This window comes from Methylocaldum sp. (assembly GCF_035627495.1).
Lineage (GTDB): Bacteria > Pseudomonadota > Gammaproteobacteria > Methylococcales > Methylococcaceae > Methylocaldum.
On the sequence record NZ_DASPLO010000195.1, the window covers coordinates 113,491 to 137,400 of the forward strand.

Here is a 23,910-nt window from a genome sequence, read left to right on the forward strand (position 1 = left end):
GGAAACGAGCAGGCTCAGAGCGAGCAAGCACTCTTTTAAGCAAATTAGTTTACGCATATCTCTTCCCTCACTTGGTGGATTATTGGATTTTTATATTTAATGATCGGGCAAGCCCGATAAAAGGCCCGTAGCTTGTCGACTTCCTTTCGCCTGCGAAAGAGCTAAAGGAATAAGCAAATATACATAAGCAGGCTGGCATATACAATGTTTCGGTGAGAGCCTGGTTCGGTGTTTGCTTTACGCGCCTGGTTTTGCCGGCTGATCGGCTGCGCCATAACTAACTGGTATTAAAGATCGGCATCTACGAGTTTGGTTTCGAAAAAAACGGCTTAGTCTGCTATCGGAAATCCTCTCGATCGCTGCTCGATATATAGCGAGCATCACTTGGACGGTGAATGAGAGGTTCGGTTCTTTTGGGCCACATCTATGCCCTCAATCGTGGGCCAGCAGACGGTCCAACTGACCGGCGCGCTCCAGTGCAGCGAGATCGTCGTAGCCGCCGACATGGTTTTCGCCGATGTAGATCTGGGGTACCGTTCGGCGTCTCGTCTTTTCCATCATTTCCAAGCGCCGTTCCGGCTCGATATCGACTCTGATCTTCTCGATATTTTCGACGCCTTTTTTCAAAAGCAGACGCTCCGCCATGACGCAATAGGGGCAGATGGCTGTGCTGTACATGATCACTTTAACCATTAAAGTATTTTCGTTTGATTTACGAGGCAGAATTCAGTGCCGCAGCAGATTCGAGGCGATGCCAGGGCATCTTGAGTTCTCTGGCACGTCAGGGCAGCAGACTTCACTAAAAGGAGAGCTGAAAATGTCCAAGGAAAAGACGAATTCTTTATGTGGCTTTTTCAAACGGGCACTGCAGATTGCGCATGGTCTCGTGCCGCGTGCGAATCATAAAGAAGTTTGCGTCCCATCGCCGGCTGGGACTTGCTATATTAGCGTATTCTAACATGAGGACTGTTATGACCACACATCGTTTGGTGCGGATTTTTGCGGGCTTTTTTGTTTTGCTGTCGTTGGCGTTGGGCGTAGAGGCCAGTCCACTGTTCGTAAACCAGAATTGGCTTTGGTTTACAGCGTTCGTGGGAGCTAACCTATTTCAGAGCGGATTCACCAAACTCTGTCCCTTGGAGACCGTATTAAAAAAGCTAGGTTTTAAGGAGTCCTGCTGATAGGCGACAGGGAACCGGTTCTGCTAACCGCGCTGTCTAATTAATCATCATGATGACGGCGAAGTTCAGTTCGTGCGGTCACCCCGTTCTACGGGACGTATTATACGAGTTGAACTTCGCTTTATTGTGGCCGATAAGTCGGAGTTGACGGATAGGGATATTTCCGGGTCGTTGAAGACTGAGGGAGCTTCGCTATGGATAGAGTCTGGTATTCGATTATTCGCGGAACGGTCGGTGTATTCCTGATGACGCTCGCGGCATGCGCCACTCAAGAGGCGGGGCAGCTTTACGCTAACACCAAGCAAACCACGGCAAAAGTCGAAGAAATAGATCTCCACGGTCGCCAGGTCTTTTTAAAAGATTCGTTGGGAAATAGGTTCACCGTGCTCATCGATCCTCGAGTCGAAAATCTCGCCAAGGTCAAGGTCGGCGATCAGGTAATCATCGGTTATTACGAGGCGCTTGCGGCGGAGATCAAGGATCCGGGCGAGGGTGTAAAGGGCGTCAAGGTTGGAGAAGGAAGCTCAATAACACAGTCCGGAGAGCGTCCAGCCGGGTCGGTGGGGCGCTCGGTCAAGGCGACGGTAAAGGTCTTGTCAGTCAACCAGGACACGAACACGGTAATGATTTCGAGCCCGAGTGGCCATGTGCACACGGTTGAAGTTAGAAATCCTCGGCTTCAAAAATATGTAAAAAAATTGGAGGCAGGGGATGAGGTCGAACTTACTTACACCGAAGCGGTCGCGGTAACCGTAGAGCCTGTCAAAAAGTGAGCCCTCGATCTTACCAGTCGCCTTCGCTTAGTGTGCTTCGCCCTAAAGTTCGGAAAAGTTTAGCTCTGAAGTTTTCGAGCCCATCGTCGCGTGCTGAGGAAAAAGGTACAGTGAATCCGGCATTTTTCCACATCAATTATTAGCTTTGGCCGGATAGCAGCGGCTGACGATACGATCCGAATTGGCGCTGGGCGTTCAACATGCCACTAAAGCGGTTCTAAGGCGGTTGGGAGTGCCTGCGGAAAACTTGTCGACACCGGCATTCGTTACGGGCAGGAATAGACAGACCACTTTCCGGCATGGCGGCCTTGTTCAGCGCCCAATATTCGAAAACCCGAAATCATCCCGCGTTTTCCATGCTCCAAAACAGATGTTATCCCAATTACACTCTACGCTACGGCGCAGATCTCTTCGGTATCGGTTCATCATGTGTCGAGAACAGACCGGCGGAGATATCTCTCAATAATTTCGGATTCTTTGTGATTTCACATAAACCACCAAAGTTACTGGTAATAAAATGAAAAAAACGTTACAGAAATTCTTTGGCTATTTCCTCATTGGCGCATTGGGTCTGTTGCCTATCGTCATCATCCTTCAGATCGTAATCTCCGTCGAAGGACTGCTCCGGGACTTCGTATTGAGTATCTTCGGACGCTACGAGAACTTCTTTATCCCCATTGGCTTGTTCATGGCAGCCATCCTAGTCCTGACGTATTTCGGCTATTTGCTCAAGCAGGACAAGGCTCATGTTTGGTATTACCTGGAGGATTTCCTTAATCGTATCCCGCTGCTCGGCACAATTTATAGGGTCACCAAGAAAATATTGAACCTGTTCCGGGGCGATGAGGAAGAGAAGCTGCGTGACGTGGTTTACATCGAATACCCCAAAGACGGCATTTGGGTACCGGCCTATGTAACCAACCGGATCGACGATCAGCTGGTGCTGTACATACCGACGTCGCCGAATCCGACCTCCGGCTTTACCGTGATTGTTCACGAATCGAAGACTAGGACGTCCGATATGAGCATCGAGCAAGCTTCGAGTTTCGTCATCAGCCTCGGTGTGGATATTCCGAGACCCGACGAAGCTTCTCGGCTCAAACCGGAGGTCGATAAGGTGGCACCTTGATCTTGGTTTCTGCTTAAGCTGGTGTTCCATCCATGGCTAAATCCTAAGGAGTGAACGTATGACTTCCCGCTCTGATCGTTTGAGAGAACTGCTTGCCAGACCCGGAATTCGCATTATGCCGGGCTGCCACGATGCCATGTCCGCCAAGCTGATTCAGGAAGCCGGTTTTGAGATGGGCTTTATGAGCGGTTTTGCGGTGTCGGCGACGCGCCTCGGTTTGCCTGATACGGGTCTGATTTCCTATGGAGAACTCGTGGAGCAGGGGCGCAATATTTGTAGCGCCGTCTCTATTCCCATGTTCGGCGACGGCGATACGGGCTTCGGCAATGCGCTCAATGTGAAGCGCACCGTGCAAGGTTACGCCCGCTCAGGATTCGCTTGCATCATGATCGAAGATCAGGTGGCTCCCAAGCGCTGCGGCCACACCAAGGGAAAAGTGATGGCGAGCAGGGACGAGGCTGCAATGCGGATTCGAGCGGCGGTTGACGTACGCGACGGCGGCGACGACATACTCATCATGGCGCGAACCGACTCACGGTCGGTATTAGGCCTGGAGGAAGCCATCGAGCGCTGTAAATTGTTCCGGGAGTTGGGAGCCGATATCACTTTTCTGGAAGCTCCGGAAAGCATCGAGGAGATGCGTCGCTACTGTGCCGAAGTGGATGGGCCGAAGATGGTCAATATGATCGAATACGGCAAGACGCCGGTATTGCCGCCCGAGCAACTGGAGGCGATCGGCTATAAGATCGCCGTATATCCGCTGACTTTGCTGAATGCCGGCATTCGCGCCATGCGCCAGGCTTTGAGCAGCATCAAACAAGGGCGGACGCCGGAGAACATCATGGACTTTGAGGAATTGAAATCGGCTGTCGGATTTCCGCAGTATTACGATGAGGAAAGCCGTTACCGGTATTGAATCGCAGTGCAGGAGCACCGCCGCGGCGCGACACGCTGGTTGAAACCTGGCCGAAGCGTTGCTCCAAAACTGTCCTAATTATTCTTTCGCGAGCTTTAACTCTCTAAGCTTCATCAAGGCATAAACCGATTCCAGATGGGGAATCGGAGCGCCCGCTTTCCGCCCCGCGCGCACGGCGTTGCCTAGAATGACTTCCGTCTCCATCGGCCGGCCAGCCTCGAAATCCAGCAACATGCTGGTTTTGTAGGGCGGCATGTTGTACGTGCTGTCGATGTTCTTGTCGACGATATCGGAGGGCAAGGTATGTCCCGTGGCTTTAGCGATCAGGCAAATCTCCTCCATGATGTTCCGCACGAAAGATTCCTGGGTCGAGAGTATGTCATTCGTGCTGAGACCCGCGGAGAGTACCGACAGCGGGTTGAAGGGAGCATTCCAAACGCATTTTTGCCAGCGGGCCGTGACGATATCCTCGGAGGCCGCGCAATTGATACCGGATTGCTCGAATGCGCTGCACAGTGCCCGAGCTTTTTCCGAAAGGCCTCGCGGATAATTGCCCAAGGCCAGCCGGCCGTAGGACTGATGCCAGATTTTGCCGGGTGCGGTGCGGGTGACGCAAATGAACGCGAGGCCGCTGATCAATTCGTTATTCGGAAAAGTCCTCGCGATTTCGTCTTCGATGTCGATGCCATTGGAAATGAGTACGATGGACGTATCGGGTCCCACGGCATCTTTTAGAAGGCCAACCCGGTCGGCTTGTTCGACCACTTTGATGCACAAGAGAACGTAATCGGGTTTTTCGGTCAATTCCGCCGCATTGCGCACGACGGCTTGAGGCCGGAAGTGATAGTTGCCCAGTTTGGTTTCGCTCGTGATTTCTATGCCGTGGACCTTGACGTGTTCGTAATCGGAGCGGGCCACGACCGAGACTTCGGCGCCCTGCTTGGCGAGCAGGGAACCGTAGAAGCTGCCGACGGCTCCGGTGCCTATGACGAGTACCTTCATGTCGTTTCTTCCAAATGGCTTTTGAGAAAAGGGATAGTGAGCTTGCGTTTCGCGGCCAAGGTCGCGTGGTCCAGTTCGTCCAGCAATCGCCTCAAAGAGGATAGGTCGCGACGGTAATGGGACAGCAAGAAACGCCCGACCTGCGGCGGCAGGTCCAAGCCGAGCGAGCGGGCATAAGAGCCGAGTACGATCAGCTTGTCCTCGTCGTTCAAAGGCTGCAGACGCAAGGTCAATCCCCAGCCCAAACGGGTTTTGAGGTCGGGCAGACGAATGGGAAGCTCTCCGGGCGGTGCCTGGGCGGCGACGATCAAGCGATTGCCAAGCTCTCGCAGCCGATTGAACAAGCTGAACAAAGCCTGCTCCCAAACGTCATCGCCGGCGATGGAATCCACATCGTCGAGGCAAACGATGTCCTGATGTTCGAGTCCATCGAGCACGGCGGGACCGTACTCCCGGAGGCTCGTTAATGGTAGATAGGAGACCGATAGGTCGCTCTGACACGCTTCCCGGCAGCAGGCATTGAGCAAATGGCTTTTGCCGGTTCCTGATTCGCCCCACAAAAAAATCAGCGGATCGCCGTAACCGCCGGCGGCATGTTTTAGGTGCGCAACGATTTCGGTATTGGCGCCCGAGTGGTATTGCTGGAAGCCCAGCTCGGGATTGAAGGCGAAGCGTAGGGGAAGTTGCTCCGCCATGATCTTAATGACGTTTGATTGAAGAAACGGCCGCCACAGTACTTCGCAGCATACTGGGAGTCAACAGGCTGAAGGCGTTCATCAAGACCGTGCCGAATGCGAGGTTATTTCACTTCGGCATTCTTTAGTGCCAACGCCATGCGAGCCAAGCGGGCTCCAAACGCTCGGCATAGTTTCCGCTCATCATCGCTAACGGCGTTGTCGCTTCCGGTGTGCCGGCTGGGTCCGTAAGGCGTGCCGCCGCTGGTGGTTTCAAGGAGGGCGCTTTCGCTGCTGGGGATGCCGACCAGAACCATGCCGTGGTGAAGCAAGGGCAGCAGCATGGTGATCAATGTTGCCTCTTGGCCCGCATGCATGGACGAGGTGGCCGTGAATACCCCGGCCGGCTTGCCGGACAGGGTGCCCGAAAACCATAAGGAGCTGGTGTTGTCGAGGAAATATTTAAGGGGCGCCGCCATGTTGCCGAAGTGAGTGGGACTGCCCAGAGCCAAGCCGTCACAGCTTTTTAGATCGTCGAGCGTTGCGTAAGGCGGGCCGGCGTTGGGAATGGCATCCTCGGTGGCTTGGCAGACCGGCGACACTTCCGGAACGGTGCGGACCTTAGCGACGGCGCCGGGAACTTCCTCGACGCCTCTGGCGATCAGATTGGCCATTTCCGCCGTGGAACCCCAGCGGCTGTAGTAGACGATTAGAACTTCAACCATGAAAAATTAAAGGAACAAAGCTTAAGCAAGTTAAGACGTATGAGCCGAATCGGCCCGGAGAAATGGTTCGAGATCTTGTCGGGCGCCGGGCTTAAAGAATCTGGAACACGTTTTCCGGCGGACGTCCGATGGCGGCCTTGTTGTTTGCCAGCACAATGGGGCGCTCGATAAGGATTGGGTTTTCCACCATCGCGGCAATCAGTGCTTTCCGATCCAGGTCGGGATTATCCAAGCCGGCTTCCTTGTAAGCCGCTTCGCCTTTGCGCATCAAATCACGCGGTTCCATGTCCAGCTTGGCCAGAATGGCTTCCAGCTCGGATGCGTTTGGCGGTGTCTTCAGATACTCGACTACCGCAGGCTCGATGCCCTTACTCTTAAGAAGCTCAAGAGTAGTCCGAGATTTGCTGCAGCGGGGATTGTGGTAAATCGTTACGGTCATGAGTGTGATTCTCGCGACGTTAGACGCCGCATGCCGAGTGATGATTTAGAGAGCTCGCCTTTGCCTGATCCGAAAAAAGCTGGGTAGCGCTGGTTTTATCCCAGACCCCCACGAGTTTTTTGTTCCCGTTCCTGCTCTTTGCCGATGATTTTAACCAGCTCGGTAAGTTCACCGGCGAGTATCTCGAGCAAGTCATCGCTGCTCAAAATGCCGGCCAATAGTCCCTGCTGATTCACTATGGGTATGCGGCGTACGCCTTTGGTGCGCATCCGCTGTACGGTCTCCCAGAGCCCGTCTTCCTCGCGGGCGATTGTCAGATCGTAACTCATAACATCGCCGACGGTGACGGAATTCGGATCGAGTTCCGCGGCAAGAATTTCAATCGCCAGATCGCGATCGGTGAGAATGCCGACGGGTTTGGCTCCGCCGTCGATGTCCTCGACCACTACGATGCTGCCCACGTGAAACTCGCGCATCAGCTTGGCCGCTTCAACGATCGAGTTTTCCTTTCTAACGATGACCGTATCCCGGTTGCAGAATTGTCCGACAGACATGGTCGTCCTCCACGCCGTTGATTGAATTACGGCCTTGTATTCTACCCGTTTGCATTGCGGGATGCAGAAAAAACCAAGTTTGGCGCTAATGGGGCAGGAAAACGTAGAACAACACGCCGCCCAGAATCAGCCTATAGACCACGAAGGGCAGCATGCCGGTACGGTCGAGGAGCTTCAGAAACCAATCGATAGTGACGTAGGCGACAATGCCGGATAGCAGGGCGCCCAGAAACATGTTCCACCACGATACGGCTTGGCCGGATTGGATCAGTTCATAGGTCTTGAGCAATCCCGCCAACGCGGTCACCGGTATCGACAGCAGAAACGAAAATCGGGCAGCGGCTTTGCGGTCCAGGCCGAGGAACAAACCTCCGGTAATCGTGATGCCGGAGCGGGATGTGCCGGGGATGAGCGCCACGGCTTGACAAACGCCGACAACCAATGCGTCTTTCCAGTTCAGGTCGGCATCGGTACGGCGTTCGGTGCTCACCTTTTGCGCCAGCCAAAGCACCAAGGCAAACACGATCGTGCTGGTCGCAATGACCACTGGGTTTCTCAGGACGGTCTCGACGTAATCATTGGCCACCAGTCCGGCGATGCCCACCGGGATGGTTCCGAGAATTACGTACCAGGCGAGTCTGGCATCGGTGCTCATGCCTTTTCCGGCGATCGAGCGAAACCACGCTTCCGCCATATCGCGCAAAGCGCCTGCATAATAGACGACGACCGCAGTGAGCGTTCCGATGTGGACGGCGACGTCGAAGGCTAAGCCTTGGTCATGCCATCCGAAGATCACCGGCATCAGGATGAGGTGAGCAGCGCTGGAAATGGGCAGAAACTCGGTCAGCCCTTGCAGCAGGGCCAGGTAATACACGTGATGACAATCCATGAGTACCCTTTAATCGTCTGAATAATCGGTGTCGACCAGTTCCCGCAAAACCGTAGTCGCGTAGGCCCCGGCGGGCAATGTAAATCGTAAGCGCAAGCTTGTCGGGTCGGATAATTCCCAGCGAAAGTCTTCCGGGCAAACCCGCAGCGGCCGGCGGGCCATATCGACGCCGTAGTCTTCGAGTCCGCGGCAGAGATCAGTCTCTTCCTCGGCTATAACCGCTTCTATGGCCAATGCCTGATCGGTAACGACAGGTGTGCCTCTGCCCCAGAGCACACCGCTGGGGTGGATTTCCTTGGCTTCGAGCCGTTGCGTTATATCCGGGGTAAAGGTTTCGGGCTTAAAAAAGCTGCGCGAATCCGGGAACATGAAGGCATCGCCGCTGACGGCCTGATCCCAGATGTTCTGCATCACGCGATTGGCGAGGATACGATTGAACAAGTAGGAACGGGCCGCCGACAAATAAATGCCGCGACGGTGCGTGTCCCCGCGTTCCAGGGTTCCCGCGAAGAGAGCCAGCGCCTTGACGACGTTCTGTCCGTCGCGGCCGAAACGCTGCGTCCCGAAATAGTTCGGAACGCCTCGTTCGCCGATTTGCTTCAGGCGTTGTTCCAATAATGAGGGGTCACTCTTCAATTCACGAACAGTGATCTCGAACCGGTTGCCGGTTGCCGGGCCTTTTTTCAGCTTGCGGCTATTGCGTCGGACTTCGAGTAGGCTGAGCGATGAGGATTCAAGTTGCTGCCAATCCGGCTCAGCCTTGCCCGGCAGCCATACGCTGTACCATTGAGCGGTTTTGCCGTGGCGGTCCTTAAGGCCGGCATAACCTATGTCCCGCGCGCGGATGCCGGCAAACCGGGCCAGTTGGCGGGCGACATATTCCGTATTCTCGCCACGCTTTTCGACGCGCAGAAAAACATGCTCGCCCTCGCCCGAAGGTTCGAAACCCAGCAATTCTTCGACGACAAAATCTTCCGGCGACGTTTTGATAACGCCGGTCCCGGCAGGGCCGCCGAAGGCATGGGGCAGGGCGGTGGTCAAATCGCCCATGGACGTTATTTTTTCTGTAGAAGCGCTACCGCATAGGCGGATATGCCTTCGCCCCGGCCCTCGAAACCCATGCCTTCGGTAGTGGTCGCCTTGACATTGACCGTTTCGTACGAAACATCGAGATCATTCGCGATGGTTGCCCGCATTTTTTCGATATAGGGTGCGAGCCGTGGCTTTTGCGCGACGATGGTCAGATCGACGTTGGCGACAGAGTAGCCGCGTTCCGCGATCTTGACGTAGACCTCGCGGAGAAGAACCCGGCTGTCTATGCCTTTGAAGCTCGGGTCGGAATCCGGAAAATGCCGGCCGATATCGCCGAGCGCCGCTGCCCCTAATAGCGCATCACACAGGGCATGTAAGGCAACATCGCCGTCCGAATGCGCCGCGAGGCTCTTTTCATAGTCTATGGCTATGCCTCCCAGGACCAGTTGGCCACCTTCTTTGAATCGATGCGCATCGTAACCTTGACCTATTCGTAGCATTGTCGCTCCAGGTAAAAAGCCGCCAGAGGCAAATCCTCCGGCCGCGTGATTTTGATGTTGTCCGGGCGTCCTTCCACGATTTTGGGGCGTAATCCCTGAAGCTCCAGGGCGCTGGCCTCGTCCGTCACGATCAGCTTTCGTTCGGCGGCATCGATCAGGGCGTGCTTGAGCATGCCGTAGCGGAACATTTGCGGCGTCAAGGCGCGCCAGATCCGGCTTCTGTCGATGGTCTCCACAATGTGGCCCGCTTCCGCACCCTTCAACGTATCCGTGACCGGTAGCGCCAATATGCCGCCGACCGGGTCGTCGCTAAGCCGATTCATTAGTTCCTGAACATCGCCGCGGGTAATGCAGAGCCGCGCCGCATCGTGTACCAGCACCCAATCGTCCTGTGTGGCCACGCCTTCGAGACTCGCCAGGGCGGAAAGGACGGAATCGGCGCGCTCCTTACCACCCGCCGCAACGTGAATTTTGGGATGCCGGGCACAGGGTAGTTCGGGCCAATAACCATCCTCGGACCCGAGAGCCACGACGATGCCAGCAAAGGCGTCGACTTCCAGCAATCGTTCCAAGGTATGCTGCAGCACCGGCTTGCCCAGAACTTGAAGGTATTGCTTCGGGACATCGGCCCCCATGCGTTTGCCCACCCCGGCTGCGGGAACGACGGCCCAGAATCGATGATTTCCGTGCAAGTTAGCCATGGGGAGACGCTAACGGGATTTTTCGATTTGTTGTGGCGCCGATTTGCGCTCGTGCGTCTTGTTTTTTGGCGTCTCAATTACTTGGACGAAAGTTTCGCCCTCCTTGATCATGCCGAGCTCTTGCCGGGCACGTTCCTCAATGGCGTCCGTACCTTCCTTCAAATCCTTCACGTCGGCTTCCAGCGCCGCGTTACGCTCGTACCGCTTTTCGCCCTCTTCCGTGAGCTTCTCGATACGGTTCTGCAATTCGTGCAATTCGGCGACTCCGCCGTCGCCCAGCCACAGCCGGTACTGGAGCAGCGCGATCAGCACCACCAAAAAGACAATCAGCTTTTTCACGCTGTCGTCGGACGGGGGCTTGCCTCTTAGAGGGTTTGACGGAACGCGCCGCGTCCCGCGTACCGGGCTTTGTCTCCCAACTGCTCCTCGATTTTGAGGAGTCGGTTGTATTTGGCGACTCTGTCGGAACGGCTGAGAGAGCCGGTCTTGATCTGTCCGGAACAGGTGGCTACGGCAAGATCTGCTATGGTGGTGTCTTCGGTTTCGCCGGAACGGTGCGAGACGACCGACGTATAACCGGCCTGGTGCGCTATGGCTATGGCTTCCAGGGTTTCCGTCAGAGTGCCGATTTGGTTGACCTTGATCAGGATGGAGTTGGCGATTTTAGCTTCGATGCCCTGCTTCAGGATGGCGGGATTCGTGACGAAAAGATCGTCGCCCACGAGCTGAATGCGTTGTCCGAGCCGATCGGTCAAAATGCCCCAGCCATGCCAGTCGTTTTCCGCCATGCCGTCTTCGATGGTGATGATGGGATATTTTTCGACCCAGGCGGCCAGGTAGCTTGCGAATTCGTCCGAATTAAACCGTTTGCCCTCGGATTCCAAACTATAGACACCGTCCTGGTAGAACTCGGAGCTGGCGACGTCCAGGCCAAGATAGATGTCTTTTCCGGCTTGATATCCTGCCCGCTCGATGGCTTCGAGAATGACGCCGATAGCGGATTCGTTGGAGGGAAGATTCGGCGCGAAGCCGCCTTCGTCCCCCACGCCAGTGCCGAGACCCTGTTCGGCCAACACTTTTTTTAGAGCGTGGAAAACTTCCGCGCCATAACGGAGAGCCTCCCTGAAGCTGGGCGCGCCGACGGGAAGGATCATGAATTCCTGCATATCCACGCTGTTGTCGGCGTGAGCGCCACCGTTGATGATGTTCATCATGGGCACCGGCAACAGGAACTCTCCGCTGCGGTTGAGGTAAGCATAGAGCGGCTTGCGGGCATGATTCGCCGCAGCGTGGGCGGTTGCCAGGGAGACTCCCAAGATTGCGTTGGCTCCCAGGCAGCCTTTGTTTTCGGTGCCGTCCAGTTCGATCATTTTGCGGTCGACCGCCGCCTGGTCATCGGCATCCATTCCCAAAACGGCCGGCCGGATTGCCGTTTTAACATTCTCAACGGCCTTTAAAACGCCTTTGCCCAAATAGCGGGCTTTATCGCCGTCCCGGAGTTCGATGGCTTCGCGCGTCCCGGTGGAGGCTCCAGAGGGCACCATAGCGGAGCCGATGGCTCCCGATTCAAGCATTACCTCTACGGCGACGGTAGGATTGCCTCTGGAGTCAAGCACCTCGTGTGCTCGTACTTCGGTAATTTTGCTCATATGTTCCGTTCCTGTGGTATCGGGGATGTCGCTGTGAAACTAATTCCGTCTAGACCATTCCGCGCTGCTTGACGATGCGGTCGATTTCGACCAGCGTTTCTAAAAGCTCCTTTATGCGAGCTAGAGGCCATGAATTGGGGCCGTCGCTTTTGGCCTTGTCCGGTTCGGGATGAGTTTCCATAAACAATCCGGAGATGCCGACCGCTATGGCTGCCTTGGCTAGCGTCGGTATAAATTCCCGCTGTCCTCCGGAAGCCGTGCCTTGACCGCCGGGTAACTGTACCGAGTGAGTGGCGTCGAACACCACGGGACAGCCGGTCTCGCGCATGATGACGAGAGCGCGCATGTCGGACACCAGATTGTTGTAACCGAACGAGACGCCGCGCTCACAAACGAGAATTTGTTCGTTTCCGGTGGCTCTTGCCTTATTGGTCACGTTCTTCATGTCCCATGGAGCCATGAACTGGCCTTTCTTGATATTGACCGGTTTGCCCTGGGCGCAGACGTCTTGAATGAAGTTGGTTTGCCGGCAGAGAAACGCCGGTGTCTGCAATACATCCACGACGGCGGCGACTTCGCCTAACGGGGTGTCCTCATGCACATCGGTTAATACCGGCACGCCGATACCTTGTTTTACCTTTTCGAGTACGCGTAGGCCTTCCTCGAGGCCGGGACCGCGGAAGCTTTCGTGCGACGAGCGGTTCGCTTTGTCGAAAGAGGATTTGTAGATGAAAGGGATGCCGAGGCTCGTGGCGATTTCTTTGAGCGTCCCTGCGGTATCCAAAGCGAGTTGTTCGCCTTCGATGACGCAGGTGCCGGCAATAAGGAAGAATGGCCGATCCAAGCCGGCTTCAAATCCACACAGTTGCATCAGTTCGCCTTCTTGTTTTGATGGTGCTCGGCGGCGGCGCGTACGAAGCCCGAGAAAAGGGGATGGCCGCCGCGCGGGGTGGAGGTGAATTCGGGATGGAACTGGCAGGCGAGAAACCATGGATGATCGGGAATCTCGATCATTTCGACCAAACGGCCGTCCAGGGATTTGCCGCAAACCCGCATTCCGGCATCTTCGAGAAGCTTGAGATAACGGTTGTTGAACTCGTACCGGTGGCGATGGCGCTCGTTGATGACATCCTTGCCATAGACTTGATGGCCTAAGCTGCCACCGACGAGCCGGCATTTTTGGCCGCCGAGGCGCATGGTTCCGCCCAGGTCAGATTGCGCATCCCGGTGCTCGATCGTGCCGGAGTCGTCGTGCCATTCCGTGATTAGGGCGATGACCGGGTGCGGCGTCTTCGGTAAAAACTCCGTGCTGTGAGCGCCTTCCAATCCCGCCACGTCGCGGGCGAATTCGATGACTGCCACTTGCATCCCCAAGCAAATGCCGAGGTAAGGGATTCTTTTCTCCCGTGCGTATTTGACCGTGGCGATCTTGCCTTCGACACCTCGTTCGCCGAAGCCTCCGGGTACCAGAATGGCGTCTACGCCTTCCAGCGAGTCGGTGCCTTTGTCCTCGATTTCTTCCGACTCGATGTCGCGAATTTTGACCTTGGTCTTGGTCTTAATGCCGGCGTGGATGAGTGCTTCGGTCAGGGATTTGTAGGCGTCGGAATGGTTGACGTACTTGCCCACCATGGCAATGGTCACCTCGTGCTCGGAGTGTTCCAAGGCATCGATCACCCTCTGCCATTCGGATAGATTGGCAGGGCCCGCGTCGAGCTTGAGTTTTTTCACCACGATGTCGTCCAAGCCCTGTTCGTGCAGCAGCAGCGGAATTCGATAGATGGTGTCCGCATCGACGGCGGAGATAACGGCATCCTCCCCGACGTTGGTGAAGAGGGCGATTTTTGTCCTCTCGGACTTGGGAATGATCCGGTCCGAGCGGCAAATGAGGATGTCGGGCTGTATGCCGATGGTTCGGAGTTCTTTCACCGAGTGCTGGGTAGGTTTGGTCTTGAGCTCGCCGGCGCTTGCAATATACGGAACCAGGGTTAAGTGAATGAACAGGCACTTATCGTCGCCCAATTCGACCCGCATCTGGCGGATGGCTTCCAGGAAAGGTTGGGATTCGATGTCGCCCACCGTTCCTCCGATTTCGATCAGAGCCACGTCATACCCTTCCGCGCTCAGCCGGATCACTCGCTTGATCTCGTCCGTGATATGGGGGATAACTTGCACCGTCGCGCCGAGATATTCGCCTTTCCGCTCTTTGCGGATGACGTTTTCGTAGATCTGCCCGGTGGTGCAACTGTTGACCTTGCCCATCGTGGTGCTTAGAAAACGCTCGTAATGACCGAGATCCAAATCGGTCTCCGCGCCGTCTTCGGTGACGAAGACTTCGCCGTGCTGAAATGGGCTCATGGTGCCAGGATCGACGTTGATATACGGGTCGAGCTTGGTGAGCGTGACCTTTAAGCCACGGGCTTCCAGGATTGCGGCAAGCGACGATGCGGCAATGCCTTTACCCAGGGAAGAGACGACGCCACCGGTAATGAAAATGTATTTGGTCATTCAAGGATAGGGATGTGGGCTGCGTAACAATCGCTGAAGCGGCGATCTTCGCGTCGGATGTCAATGGATTTATCCGCATATTCTACTCAACCTGAAGATCGGAGTCACCGCCCGGAACGGTTTCAATCAAACATTGAATCACGCTAACATGATGAAGATGCAACAACTCATACGGAGACTCTAGATGAACTGGGCGAGACTACTCATGGTACTCTGCGGGATAACGATGGTGTTTTCAGTCTCGGGATGTACTTGGGTCGAGCTTAAACCTCAGGGCGAAAAGATTCGTATGCTTACACCACCCGAGGTGGGGCGCTGCAAGTACCTGGGGCGCATTACGTCGAATACGGCGGCGACTATCGGTATCTTCGCCCGCAGCAAAAACACCGTGCAAGAGGAAGTCGATCGTCTCGCCCGCAATAATGCGGCGGACATGGGGGGCGACACCATCGTGCCGACCGGCCCCTTGATCGACGGTGAACAGTCCTTTAACGTTTACCGCTGCATCAACCCTTAGATAGCTAGAGGCATTGCGCCGGAAAAACACTTCGGCGCATGCCAACGGATCAACATGTTGCAGTCATCCGTTTTCCCGGCATAAGAATTGCACACCCACCATCCCGCCACTGCCGCAAGGTCATCGCCGATGTAAATCAACGGCGTCCGCGCCCGAATCCAGGGTGGAATGCCGGCTTCCTGAAACAGCTTTTTGAGATCGTGAGAACCTTCGCGCCCGGGCAATCGGCATGATTCGCCGCCTTGCCGGTAGCGGACGGTGATCGCTCCGGATCGCCATGCCGCTAACGAGATCCCCGTCCGTTTTTCGGGGGTGGCGCTGAGTTCGCCGTTTCCGTCCGGCAACTGGAGTGCCGCAACACCGTCCCACGGGATGATCGCGGCAGGGTGGAAAGGCTGGGTGGCAGGCATTACGAAGAGTTCTTCCCGATAACGCCGAATCTCACCTTCACTCCACCGGATTGCCGGATTTCGGTCAGGCTTGGCGTTCAGCGCTTCGTTCAATGCCCGTTCGATAGTGCGGGTCGACGGCATGCGGAAACCACGGCTCCGCAGCCACTCGCGCAGGATAAGGCGGCGATCCGGTTCCGAACACGCTTTCAGCCGATCCAGGACGAGGGTGTTTCGCTGTGGATGAACAACCGACTTGAGCAAATCCTCGGCGAGCGAGTTCAGCGATGCTTGAGCTTCGGCGCAATGTCGTGCGGTTCGGGCTAAGGTGTCTTTCGCTGCGGGCCACCGTTCTTCGAGCAGCGGGATTATCTCGTGACGAATGAAATTGCGGTCGTAACTCAAATCGCGGTTGCTGGGATCTTCGATCCAAGTCAACCCGTGTGCTTGGGCGTACTCGCGGAGTTGGCTGCGCGAAATGGAAAGCAGCGGCCGCAGCAGAAACCCTGGACCCAAGGGCGCGCGCTCCGGCATGGCGGCAAGTCCCGCGATACCCGATCCACGAAGCAACTGGAGCAGTAGCGTTTCGGCCTGATCGTCCCGATGTTGCGCGGTTAATACGACTTCGCTGTCGGAGAGGATTGCGATCAGGGCGCCATAGCGGGCGCTTCGGGCGGCATCCTCGGGGCTCTCGCCCGATTTGGCAGTGGCGTTGACGCGTAGGAGCCGAAACGGCATTCCAAGAGTCCGGCAGCTCGCTTCGCAGAAATTGGCCCAATCATCGGCGGCAGCTTGGAGACCGTGATGAACGTGTACGCCAGTAAAGTTCAAGTGCGGGCGCTTGGCCCTAAGTTCTGCGCAGAGATGAAGCAGAACATGAGAATCGAGCCCGCCGCTATACGCAATCCAGTAGCGGGGTGCCGGCGGATGGTGGCTTAGAGTTTGGTCGAGTGTTTCGGCGGAAAGATTCATGTAAGCCGAGACCGCAGGGGCGGGGCGGTTGATGTCCGCCCCGTATGCGAAGGCAGTCTAAGCGACGGCCTCCTCGAAAATTCCGTACCCCATCAGTCGCTCGTAACGTTGTTGCAGCAGAGTCTCGATAGGTGCGCGGCGCAGTTCTTCGAGATGCCGTTTCAGCGCCGCTTTAAGGTTGTCGCCGGTCTGCTTGCGATCGCGATGGGCGCCGCCTAATGGCTCGGGAACAATCTCGTCGATCAGTTCCAGTTCCTGCAGCCGGTCCGATGTGATGCCCATGGCTTCGGCGGCAAGTTCGGCCTTGTCCGCGCTTTTCCAGAGAATGGAGGCGCAGCCTTCCGGAGAAATTACGGAATACGTGCTGTACTGGAGCATCAGCAAGCGATCGCCCACGCCAATGGCCAGTGCGCCCCCCGAACCGCCTTCGCCGACTATGGTGCAAATTACTGGGGTGCGTAGTTTGGACATCTCGAAAAGGTTGCGAGCAATGGCCTCGCTCTGCCCCCGTTCCTCTGCGCCGATGCCCGGATAAGCGCCGGGCGTGTCGATAAAGCAGAGGATAGGGAGGCGAAATCTCTCAGCCAGATGCATCAGTCGCAGCGCTTTGCGGTAGCCCTCGGGACGCGGCATGCCGAAATTGCGATAGATTTTTTCTTTGGTATCGCGGCCTTTTTGATGGCCGATGATCAAAACCGGCAGTCCGTCGAGTTTGGCGAGTCCGCCCACGATCGCCGGATCGTCGGCGAATCCGCGATCCCCGTGAAGCTCGTGGAAATCCTCGAACATCAGATCGAGGTAATCCAGCGTATACGGGCGCTGAGGGTGTCGGGAAATCTGCGATATCTGCCACGCCGTCAATGAGGAGAATACCGATTCGGTAAGCTTGCGGCTTTTTTCCTCAAGCTTTGCGATTTCCTCGCTGATGTTGATTTCATTGTCGAATCCGACTCGTTTGAGTTCTTCGATCTTAGCTTCGAGTTCGGCAATGGGTTGTTCGAAGTCTAGGAATTTCAGGTCCATTTTATAGTTGTTTTAGGTGCACGGAGAGCGCCTAGTTTAACACCTCCGCAAGGAAATTCCGCAGGCTCTCCCAAGAGCGCCGATCTGCGGTCTCATCGTAAACCGTTCCGAACGACCGATCGTTGGCTAACGGGTTGGTAAAGGCATGCAGCGTATTTCCGTACATATGGATTTGCCAGTCGGCTTCGGCCTCGGTCAATTCTCTGGCTAGACTCACCACCTGTTCGGGCGGCGCCATAGGGTCGTCGTGGCCGTGCAACACCAGAACTTTGGCCTTAATCTTGTTGCCCGCCGTATTGCCGGGCGACATAAATAGACCGTGAAAGCTGACTGCGCCCCGGAGATCGGCGCCGGTTCGCGCGAGATCCAGTACGCATAAACCGCCGAAACAAAAGCCCATCGCCGCGATTCGTTTCGAGTCGACCTGGGGAAGTTTGCGGACGGTTTCCAGGGCGGCGGTGATCCGTTCCTGCAGCAAACGACGATCGTTCATGAATGGATTCATCAATCGCGCGTTTTCTTCGGGCCCGCTGCCGATAATGCCTTTCCCGTACATATCCAGCGCAAAGGCGGCGTAGCCCAGTTCGGCCAACTTGCGGGCTTTGTCGCAGACGAATTCATCACGCCCGGCCCAGGCATGGGAGATCAGCACGGCTGGCAGGGGTTGAGAGCGCCGATCGTCATAAGCGAAAAAGCCTTCCAGTTGAATGTCGTTATGGCGATAGTCGATGGTCTGAGTCGTAACGGCCATTAAGGGGGTCTCCAATTGCAAACGGGCCTTTAATCGGCCCCTTCCGAAAATATCGATTAACGATAGGCAAATAGTTTACGAGGATAATCCGCATCAGCGAGGCGAATCTTCGACTGAGAAAGAATGTCGCCATTCTTGATCTTCCCGTTCGAAGATGCGGTCGGCTTCCTCGGGTCCCCAGGAGCCAGCGGGATAAGTGTGAATGAATTCCCGCTCCACCGACCATGTTCTTATGATGGGATCGACAACCCGCCAGGCCCATTCCACTTCATCCGAGCGCAAGAACTGCGAGTGATCGCCGCCGATGACGTCGAGCAGAAGTGCTTCGTAGGCGTCCACTTGATAGCCGGCCTGATAACAGGTGCTGGCGTCCAGTTGCGTGGTCCGCGCGCGCATGCCGAGACCGGGCTCTCGAACTTGAACTTCGGCGCGAATACATTGCTCCGGCTGTATGCCCATCAGCAGCCAATTCGGGCGAAGCTCATCGATTTGAGTTTCACGAAACAATTGCTGGGGAGGGTGTTTAAAGCGAATGGCGATGAGAGAGCTGTTTCTCGCCAAGCGTTTCCCGGTCCGCAGGTAAAACGGCACGTTGCGCCAGCGCCAGTTGTCGATGTAAAGCTTTAGGGCGGCATATGTTTCGGTGGTGCTTTGCTTCTCTACGTGTCTTTCCTCTAAATACCCGGGTACCTCTTGATCCTTGAGGCGCCCGCGGGCGTATTGAGCACGGAAGGCGTGAGCATGGACGGCAGCTTTGGCGATGGGGCGAATGGACTTCAGCACCTTAACCTTCTCGTCCCGTATAGACTCGGCATCCATGATCGCCGGAGGTTCCATAGCCACCAAAGCCAACATCTGCATCAGATGGCTCTGGATCATGTCACGCAGCGCGCCGGCGGTGTCGTAATAGGCTGCCCGGTCTTCAACGCCCGCCGTTTCGCTGTGGGTGATTTGCACGTGATCGATGAGGTTGCGGTTCCACAACGGCTCCCACATGAGATTCGCGAAGCGGAATACGAAAATATTCTGTACTGTTTCCTTGCCCAGGTAATGATCGATGCGAAAGATCTGATGCTCGGCAAAATCGCGGTGTAGACAATGATCGAGAATCTGCGCGTCCTCCAGGTGATAGCCGAACGGCTTTTCCACCACGAGGCGTCGCCAGCCGGTAGTTTCTTGATTAAGGCCGCTAAACGCCAGATAGCCTGCCGCCTCTTTGTATTCTGAGGGGGGGAGGGATAGATAATACACGTGGTTGCGTGGAAACTCCGGTGTGGTTTCCAGTACTTGCTGGAGTCGCATCGACGACTCTGGATCGCTGATGTCCCCGGAGAAAAAATGCAGGCGGTTGCAGAAGCGGCCGAGAGCATCTTTGTCGAGATCGGTGCCCAATCGGTCTTCGAGTTCCCTGGAAACCTCGGCCCGCCAATAGGGCGTATCCCAGTCCCGTCTGCCGAAACCCAGTACGGTGACCGCTGCCGGTAACCGGCTGGCCTTGTCCAAGTGGTATAAGGCGGGTAGCAGTTTGTTGCGGGAAAGGTGGCCGGTAGCTCCAAAAATTGTAAAGACACATGCATCAAGCATCGTTCCCTCCCGACGATCGGTTATACCTTGGATGATACTTCTTAGTCCTGGTTCGGCCAATGCGGGAATAGTTGAGTTGAAAGGAATTTCATTGCCAATGAAATGGGGATTTGATAAGAATCCAGTTCATACCTCAACTCATACCGAATGTATAGATGACTGAAGCGCGACTGGATCAGATGTTTCGTTTAATAGACGAAGCCAATACACAAGACCCTAACAACGAAGCCTGGCAGGGCAATTCCTATCCCAAGGAATTGCTTTACGGGATGCGCATGACGGAGTGGCTCGATCGTCTCTGTCCGGATGCGCCGGATTTTTTGCGCATTGCGGCGCGTGGGCAACATATCAGGCGGTGGGAAGTTCCCCGGCAGACTTACCCGGACACGCGTGAGGGTTATCTGCAGTGGCGCAGCTATTTGTACGGCTTTCATGCTGATTGTGTTGCGGAACTGATGGCGCGGGCGGGATATGATTCGGTCGACATCGAGCGCGTCAGAAAAATTCTTCAGAAACGCGGTTTGAAAAACGATCCCGACGTTCAGTTGATCGAGGATGTCGCTTGCCTGGTGTTTCTCGACCACTACTTTGCCGCATTCGCAACGACTCATGATGAGGACAAGCTGATCGGCATCGTCCGCAAAACCTGGAAAAAGATGTCCGAGCGCGCACGGACCCGTGCTCTCGAGCTGGATTTTCCGAATTCGATCCGTGCGCTGCTCGCAACGGCTCTGGAAACGACATAGATCCAGCGTCAGGGCTTGGCGGCACATCCATGGCGAAGCCTCCACTCACGCGTTACGCGTGGCTTTTCATTTTGGCTGCGCTCACGACGATCGCTCTGAAAACCGAGGCTTATTAGACCGGCTCCGTGGGCTTGTTATCCGATGCGGCGGAGTCGCTGGTTAATTTGGTTGCGGCCGTTTTTGCGCTGGCGATACTCGCATTTGCGGCGCGACCTGCGGATGCGGGTCATACATTCGGTCACGGGAAGGCAGAGTATTTCGCCAGCGGCTTCGAGGGGGCGTTGATCCTTGTCGCGGCGGCGGGTATCGCGATGGCCGCTTGGGAGCGGTTCGTCCATCCGCAGCCGCTGGCAAAGCTCAACCTGGGAATGGCGGTATCGCTGGCGGCAGCGGCGGTCAATCTTGGCGTCGCTGTGACATTGATCCGGGCCGGGCGGAAGTACAACTTGATTATTCTGGAAGCCGACGGCCGTCATTTGATGACCGATGTGTGGACAACGGCGGCCATATTATTGGCGTTGGCCGGCGTCGCGATAACGGGCTGGGAGCTCCTGGACCCCATCATCGCCTTTTTGGCTTCGCTTCATATTGTCTGGGCGGGGATGGTCCTGGTGAGGCGCTCCGTCTCCGGCTTAATGGATGCCGCTCTGCCACCCGAAGAACAAGTCAAAATCGAGCAAATTCTCACTCCTTATTGGGAGCGAGGGTTTGAATTCCACGATTTCCGAACCCGCCAATCCGGCGCCCACCGATTCATGACCGTACATGTGTTAATTCCTGGGTCTTCACAGTCAAGGAAGGGCACGACTTGCTCGAACAGATCGAGGGCGAGATACGTGCCGCATTAAGCGATATTGCAGTTGTCACCCACTTGGAGCCGTTGGAAGACTCGGCATCTTATGCACACGATCAGCTTGGGCATAGTTCCCGTGCCAGCCAAAAAATGGCTGGGAACGATGAGCCGTCCCCGCATCGAGAAAAATTGGAATTGGAGAAAGAGTACGGTCTGCGTCCGGCCGTAAAGGGTTGCCGAGCAGCTTGATCGGAGCGTTATTGGTGGTCTTGGGAGGGGGGCTGCCAGTACGGTTGCGAAAGGCGTGTATGTCGACGTGGCGCTGGGTGCTAGTGCGGTCGGGTTGATTCTTGTGCTGAGCCGAAAGCGCAAGGCTTAGCTTAGAGGGCGGAGATCATCCGAAGGCGTCTGCGGCGATGACTTTCTGCCAACTCCGGGCATGCTCGGCTTCTTTTCGCCGATCGCCGTTCACGGGGGTTTCGCCTGTCGATACAGCTCTAAGCTGTTTTTCGGTTTGCGTATATTCGTACACGCCGGTGATCGAGATCGCATAGTCTGGCTGCAAGAAGCTATAGCAGTGGTTGATTAGGCTTGGAAAACCCGGTTCGCGACCTTGCAGCAGTTCGATTACGGCCACAGCACAAACTTTGGCCTGAGAGTTGGCGGCAAATGCCGATTTGGGCATGGGTGTCGCTATACAGGCATCGCCAATAATGTGCACATTGGGCACCAATGTCGACGCGAAGGTTCTGGGATCAATGGGGCACCAGCCGGATTGATCGGTCAGTCCAGCCTGGTGCGCGAGCTTGCCGGCTTTTTGGGGCGGAATCACGTTCAGCACGTCCGCGCGATGCTCGTCGAACTCGGTGTAGACCATACGCGTCTTGGCATCTACCCGTTCAATCTTTCCTTCCTTTTCTGCCGAAATCCATTCCACCATTTCCGGGTAAAGCTCTTGCCAGCCTTGAAGGAATAGCGATTGTTTAGAGAATTGGGTTTTCGCATCCAAAATAAGTACTTTGGAGCGCGGTTTGTGACGCTTTAGAAAATGGGCAATGAGTGAAGCCCGCTCGTAAGGTCCCGGTGGGCAGCGATACGGGTTATTGGGCGCAGTGATCAGAACCACGCCGCCGTTGGGCATGTATCGCAATTGGCGACGTAGAAGCATCGTCTGTTTGCCCGCTTTCCAGGCATGCGGCGCCGATAAGCTGGCGGTCTCGTCGTAGCCCTCGATAACATCCCAGCGGAAATCGATGCCCGGTGCGACGATTAGTCGATCGTAAGGTATGGCCGATCCATCCGCCAATATCACCGTACGCCGATTTACGTCGATAGCTTGGGCTTCAGCTTTTACCGTCTGAATTCCCCGAATATTTTCGAGGATGTCGTATTCCCGATAAAGTTCTTCGGGCTGTCGCAGGCCGGCGATAACCTCGTTCGATCCGGGGCAGGATAAATAATGGGCATGTTGCTCGACTAAGGTTACCTCGAGTTCCCGATTGAGCAGCTTGAGATACTTCGCAGCGGACGCTCCGGCGTATCCGCCGCCGATCACTGTTACTCTGGCTTTTTCGACCCGCAGTCTCGTCTGGGGCTGCCTTGCCGAACAGCCGAATATTCCAAGTGCCCCAATCGTCGAGGTCCATTTGATGAAATTCCTCCGGGACATTTGTGTCATGACCTCTCCTAGCGGCTCTTAAAGAACCGAGCTAGCGCCACAAAATCCTGGTGTTGATAGCCGCGCGCAATGCGATCCATCACCGTGGCTGAACGGTGACCCGACTGAAATTCCTCCATAGTACGGATGAATTCGGATTCGGGAATCCCAATGATTGCCGGAATCGAACCCATGCCTCGGCCTGATGAACCATGGCAGCCGCTGCAAGCGAGAGCGATTCCGGCGGTATCCGGGCGTTCAAGATCGTCGCTGAACACGGCTTGCGGAATCGAAATTGCGAAAGTAGCAGCACATGCCGACGCTTGCAGAAGCCGAATCAGTCGCATATCTGATCTATTTCGTAAAGAGGGCGTTAGGCTAGCGTACATCGCTGCAACAATTTTGGGAATCGCACTAGAAATTAACGCCTTGGGCGCCCTTTGTTCTCGGGCGATGTCGGTCGTGTTGTTCACGACTCTTTCCAGCGGATCGCGAAGGGAGTGCCGGATTTTTGAACGCGATTAGATCGCCCGGAAACGTTGGAGATTTCGCGCATCATCTCTTCTAAACAAAGAACCCAAAAATGCGGTTCAACACACCAATCAGCGTTGGTAAGCAGAGTTTTCCGACACATTAAATATGTACTTTTTCGTAGATGGACTGTTCCTTGACAAGGTATGAATGAGTGATAGACTGCAACGCACCCTAAAGGAGTGGGGCATTTTGTCGCAGGTGTTTCGGCGCCGCGGGGCAAGAGTGAAGAAGACAGGGACGCATGACGAGGCAACGGTGCGGCGACGCATCGC

Annotated in this window: 27 protein-coding genes; 7 read left to right on the top strand and 20 right to left on the bottom strand. The window is 55.7% G+C overall.

Annotation, left to right across the window (positions count from 1 at the left end; genetic code table 11):
* Positions 1-432: 432 nt before the first annotated feature.
* Positions 433-693 carry a glutaredoxin 3 gene (grxC, locus tag VEB01_RS18760; RefSeq protein ID WP_324878127.1) on the bottom strand — a complete coding sequence of 87 codons (261 nt, stop codon included), beginning with the start codon at positions 691-693 and terminating at the stop codon, positions 433-435.
* Positions 694-971: 278 nt separating this feature from the next.
* Between grxC and VEB01_RS18765 the strand changes: the two genes are divergently transcribed.
* The 4 genes from VEB01_RS18765 (at position 972) to VEB01_RS18780 (ending at position 3,999) form a co-directional block, all read left to right on the top strand.
* The gene (locus VEB01_RS18765; protein WP_324878129.1) at positions 972-1,181 is read left to right on the top strand and encodes a YgaP family membrane protein; all 210 of its coding nucleotides are present in this window, start codon (positions 972-974) and stop codon (positions 1,179-1,181) included.
* Between the two features lie 194 nt (positions 1,182-1,375).
* Positions 1,376-1,954 (top strand): hypothetical protein, encoded by a 579-nt coding sequence (locus VEB01_RS18770; RefSeq protein WP_324878131.1) that lies wholly within the window; start codon positions 1,376-1,378, stop codon positions 1,952-1,954.
* 517 nt (positions 1,955-2,471) lie between these two features.
* Positions 2,472-3,083: a DUF502 domain-containing protein gene (locus VEB01_RS18775; protein WP_324878132.1), complete on the top strand. Its 612-nt coding sequence runs from the start codon at positions 2,472-2,474 to the stop codon at positions 3,081-3,083.
* A 58-nt stretch (positions 3,084-3,141) separates the two neighbouring features.
* A complete protein-coding gene (locus tag VEB01_RS18780; RefSeq protein ID WP_324878133.1) occupies positions 3,142-3,999 on the top strand; it encodes an isocitrate lyase/PEP mutase family protein in 858 nt (285 codons plus the stop codon).
* Between the two features lie 78 nt (positions 4,000-4,077).
* Here VEB01_RS18780 and VEB01_RS18785 read toward each other — a convergent pair whose 3' ends face one another.
* The 13 genes from VEB01_RS18785 to VEB01_RS18845 form a co-directional block, all read right to left on the bottom strand.
* Positions 4,078-5,001 carry a ketopantoate reductase family protein gene (locus tag VEB01_RS18785; protein ID WP_324878135.1) on the bottom strand — a complete coding sequence of 308 codons (924 nt, stop codon included), beginning with the start codon at positions 4,999-5,001 and terminating at the stop codon, positions 4,078-4,080.
* Positions 4,998-5,696, bottom strand: a complete 699-nt coding sequence (gene hda / locus VEB01_RS18790) for a DnaA regulatory inactivator Hda (RefSeq protein ID WP_324878137.1) — start codon at positions 5,694-5,696, stop codon at positions 4,998-5,000. Before hda ends, VEB01_RS18785 begins: the two co-directional genes overlap by 4 nt.
* A 104-nt stretch (positions 5,697-5,800) precedes the next feature.
* Entirely contained in the window at positions 5,801-6,400 is a 600-nt protein-coding gene (gene wrbA / locus VEB01_RS18795) for an NAD(P)H:quinone oxidoreductase (RefSeq protein ID WP_324878139.1), read from the bottom strand.
* 91 nt (positions 6,401-6,491) lie between these two features.
* Entirely contained in the window at positions 6,492-6,839 is a 348-nt protein-coding gene (gene arsC, locus VEB01_RS18800) for an arsenate reductase (glutaredoxin) (RefSeq protein ID WP_324878140.1), read from the bottom strand.
* Between the two features lie 95 nt (positions 6,840-6,934).
* Positions 6,935-7,393, bottom strand: a complete 459-nt coding sequence (locus tag VEB01_RS18805; RefSeq protein WP_324878142.1) for a CBS domain-containing protein — start codon at positions 7,391-7,393, stop codon at positions 6,935-6,937.
* An 85-nt stretch (positions 7,394-7,478) separates the two neighbouring features.
* Positions 7,479-8,282, bottom strand: a complete 804-nt coding sequence (locus VEB01_RS18810; protein WP_324878144.1) for an undecaprenyl-diphosphate phosphatase — start codon at positions 8,280-8,282, stop codon at positions 7,479-7,481.
* A 9-nt stretch (positions 8,283-8,291) separates the two neighbouring features.
* Positions 8,292-9,332, bottom strand: coding sequence for a tRNA pseudouridine(13) synthase TruD (gene truD / locus VEB01_RS18815; RefSeq protein WP_324878146.1), 1,041 nt, complete (start codon positions 9,330-9,332; stop codon positions 8,292-8,294).
* 5 nt (positions 9,333-9,337) lie between these two features.
* Positions 9,338-9,814: a 2-C-methyl-D-erythritol 2,4-cyclodiphosphate synthase gene (gene ispF / locus VEB01_RS18820; RefSeq protein WP_324878148.1), complete on the bottom strand. Its 477-nt coding sequence runs from the start codon at positions 9,812-9,814 to the stop codon at positions 9,338-9,340.
* Entirely contained in the window at positions 9,802-10,515 is a 714-nt protein-coding gene (gene ispD, locus VEB01_RS18825) for a 2-C-methyl-D-erythritol 4-phosphate cytidylyltransferase (protein WP_414675520.1), read from the bottom strand. Before ispD ends, ispF begins: the two co-directional genes overlap by 13 nt.
* A gap of 9 nt (positions 10,516-10,524) precedes the next feature.
* On the bottom strand, positions 10,525-10,854 hold the full coding sequence (gene ftsB / locus VEB01_RS18830; RefSeq protein WP_324878150.1) for a cell division protein FtsB: 330 nt from the start codon (positions 10,852-10,854) through the stop codon (positions 10,525-10,527).
* A 26-nt stretch (positions 10,855-10,880) separates the two neighbouring features.
* Positions 10,881-12,164, bottom strand: coding sequence for a phosphopyruvate hydratase (eno, locus tag VEB01_RS18835; protein WP_324878151.1), 1,284 nt, complete (start codon positions 12,162-12,164; stop codon positions 10,881-10,883).
* A 49-nt stretch (positions 12,165-12,213) separates the two neighbouring features.
* The gene (kdsA, locus tag VEB01_RS18840; protein WP_324878152.1) at positions 12,214-13,035 is read right to left on the bottom strand and encodes a 3-deoxy-8-phosphooctulonate synthase; all 822 of its coding nucleotides are present in this window, start codon (positions 13,033-13,035) and stop codon (positions 12,214-12,216) included.
* Positions 13,035-14,672, bottom strand: a complete 1,638-nt coding sequence (locus VEB01_RS18845; RefSeq protein ID WP_324878153.1) for a CTP synthase — start codon at positions 14,670-14,672, stop codon at positions 13,035-13,037. The genes kdsA and VEB01_RS18845 overlap by 1 nt, the downstream gene beginning before the upstream one ends.
* 184 nt (positions 14,673-14,856) lie before the next feature.
* Here VEB01_RS18845 and VEB01_RS18850 point away from each other — a divergent pair, with 184 nt between their 5' ends.
* The gene (locus tag VEB01_RS18850; protein WP_324878156.1) at positions 14,857-15,189 is read left to right on the top strand and encodes a DUF4156 domain-containing protein; all 333 of its coding nucleotides are present in this window, start codon (positions 14,857-14,859) and stop codon (positions 15,187-15,189) included.
* On the opposite strand, the gene tilS is transcribed toward VEB01_RS18850, so the two are convergent.
* The 4 genes from tilS to zwf all read right to left on the bottom strand — a co-directional run bounded on the left by tilS (position 15,186) and on the right by zwf (position 19,908).
* Complete coding sequence (gene tilS, locus VEB01_RS18855; protein WP_324878158.1) at positions 15,186-16,550, bottom strand: tRNA lysidine(34) synthetase TilS; 1,365 nt, start codon at positions 16,548-16,550, stop codon at positions 15,186-15,188. The genes VEB01_RS18850 and tilS overlap by 4 nt on opposite strands.
* A gap of 57 nt (positions 16,551-16,607) precedes the next feature.
* Complete coding sequence (gene accA / locus VEB01_RS18860) at positions 16,608-17,573, bottom strand: acetyl-CoA carboxylase carboxyl transferase subunit alpha (RefSeq protein WP_324878160.1); 966 nt, start codon at positions 17,571-17,573, stop codon at positions 16,608-16,610.
* A gap of 31 nt (positions 17,574-17,604) precedes the next feature.
* Positions 17,605-18,324: a dienelactone hydrolase family protein gene (locus VEB01_RS18865; protein ID WP_324878161.1), complete on the bottom strand. Its 720-nt coding sequence runs from the start codon at positions 18,322-18,324 to the stop codon at positions 17,605-17,607.
* A 93-nt stretch (positions 18,325-18,417) separates the two neighbouring features.
* Complete coding sequence (gene zwf / locus VEB01_RS18870; protein WP_324878163.1) at positions 18,418-19,908, bottom strand: glucose-6-phosphate dehydrogenase; 1,491 nt, start codon at positions 19,906-19,908, stop codon at positions 18,418-18,420.
* 155 nt (positions 19,909-20,063) lie between these two features.
* Here zwf and VEB01_RS18875 point away from each other — a divergent pair, with 155 nt between their 5' ends.
* On the top strand, positions 20,064-20,654 hold the full coding sequence (locus VEB01_RS18875) for a DUF4202 domain-containing protein (RefSeq protein WP_324878165.1): 591 nt from the start codon (positions 20,064-20,066) through the stop codon (positions 20,652-20,654).
* A gap of 125 nt (positions 20,655-20,779) precedes the next feature.
* On the top strand, positions 20,780-21,502 hold the full coding sequence (locus VEB01_RS18880) for a cation diffusion facilitator family transporter (protein ID WP_324878167.1): 723 nt from the start codon (positions 20,780-20,782) through the stop codon (positions 21,500-21,502).
* 339 nt (positions 21,503-21,841) lie between these two features.
* Here the strand turns inward: VEB01_RS18880 and VEB01_RS18885 are convergent, their stop codons facing one another.
* Together VEB01_RS18885 and VEB01_RS18890 are read right to left on the bottom strand one after the other, a co-directional pair.
* Positions 21,842-23,125 (bottom strand): NAD(P)/FAD-dependent oxidoreductase, encoded by a 1,284-nt coding sequence (locus VEB01_RS18885; protein ID WP_324878169.1) that lies wholly within the window; start codon positions 23,123-23,125, stop codon positions 21,842-21,844.
* Between the two features lie 8 nt (positions 23,126-23,133).
* Positions 23,134-23,451, bottom strand: a complete 318-nt coding sequence (locus VEB01_RS18890) for a c-type cytochrome (RefSeq protein ID WP_324878171.1) — start codon at positions 23,449-23,451, stop codon at positions 23,134-23,136.
* Positions 23,452-23,910: the final 459 nt, after the last annotated feature.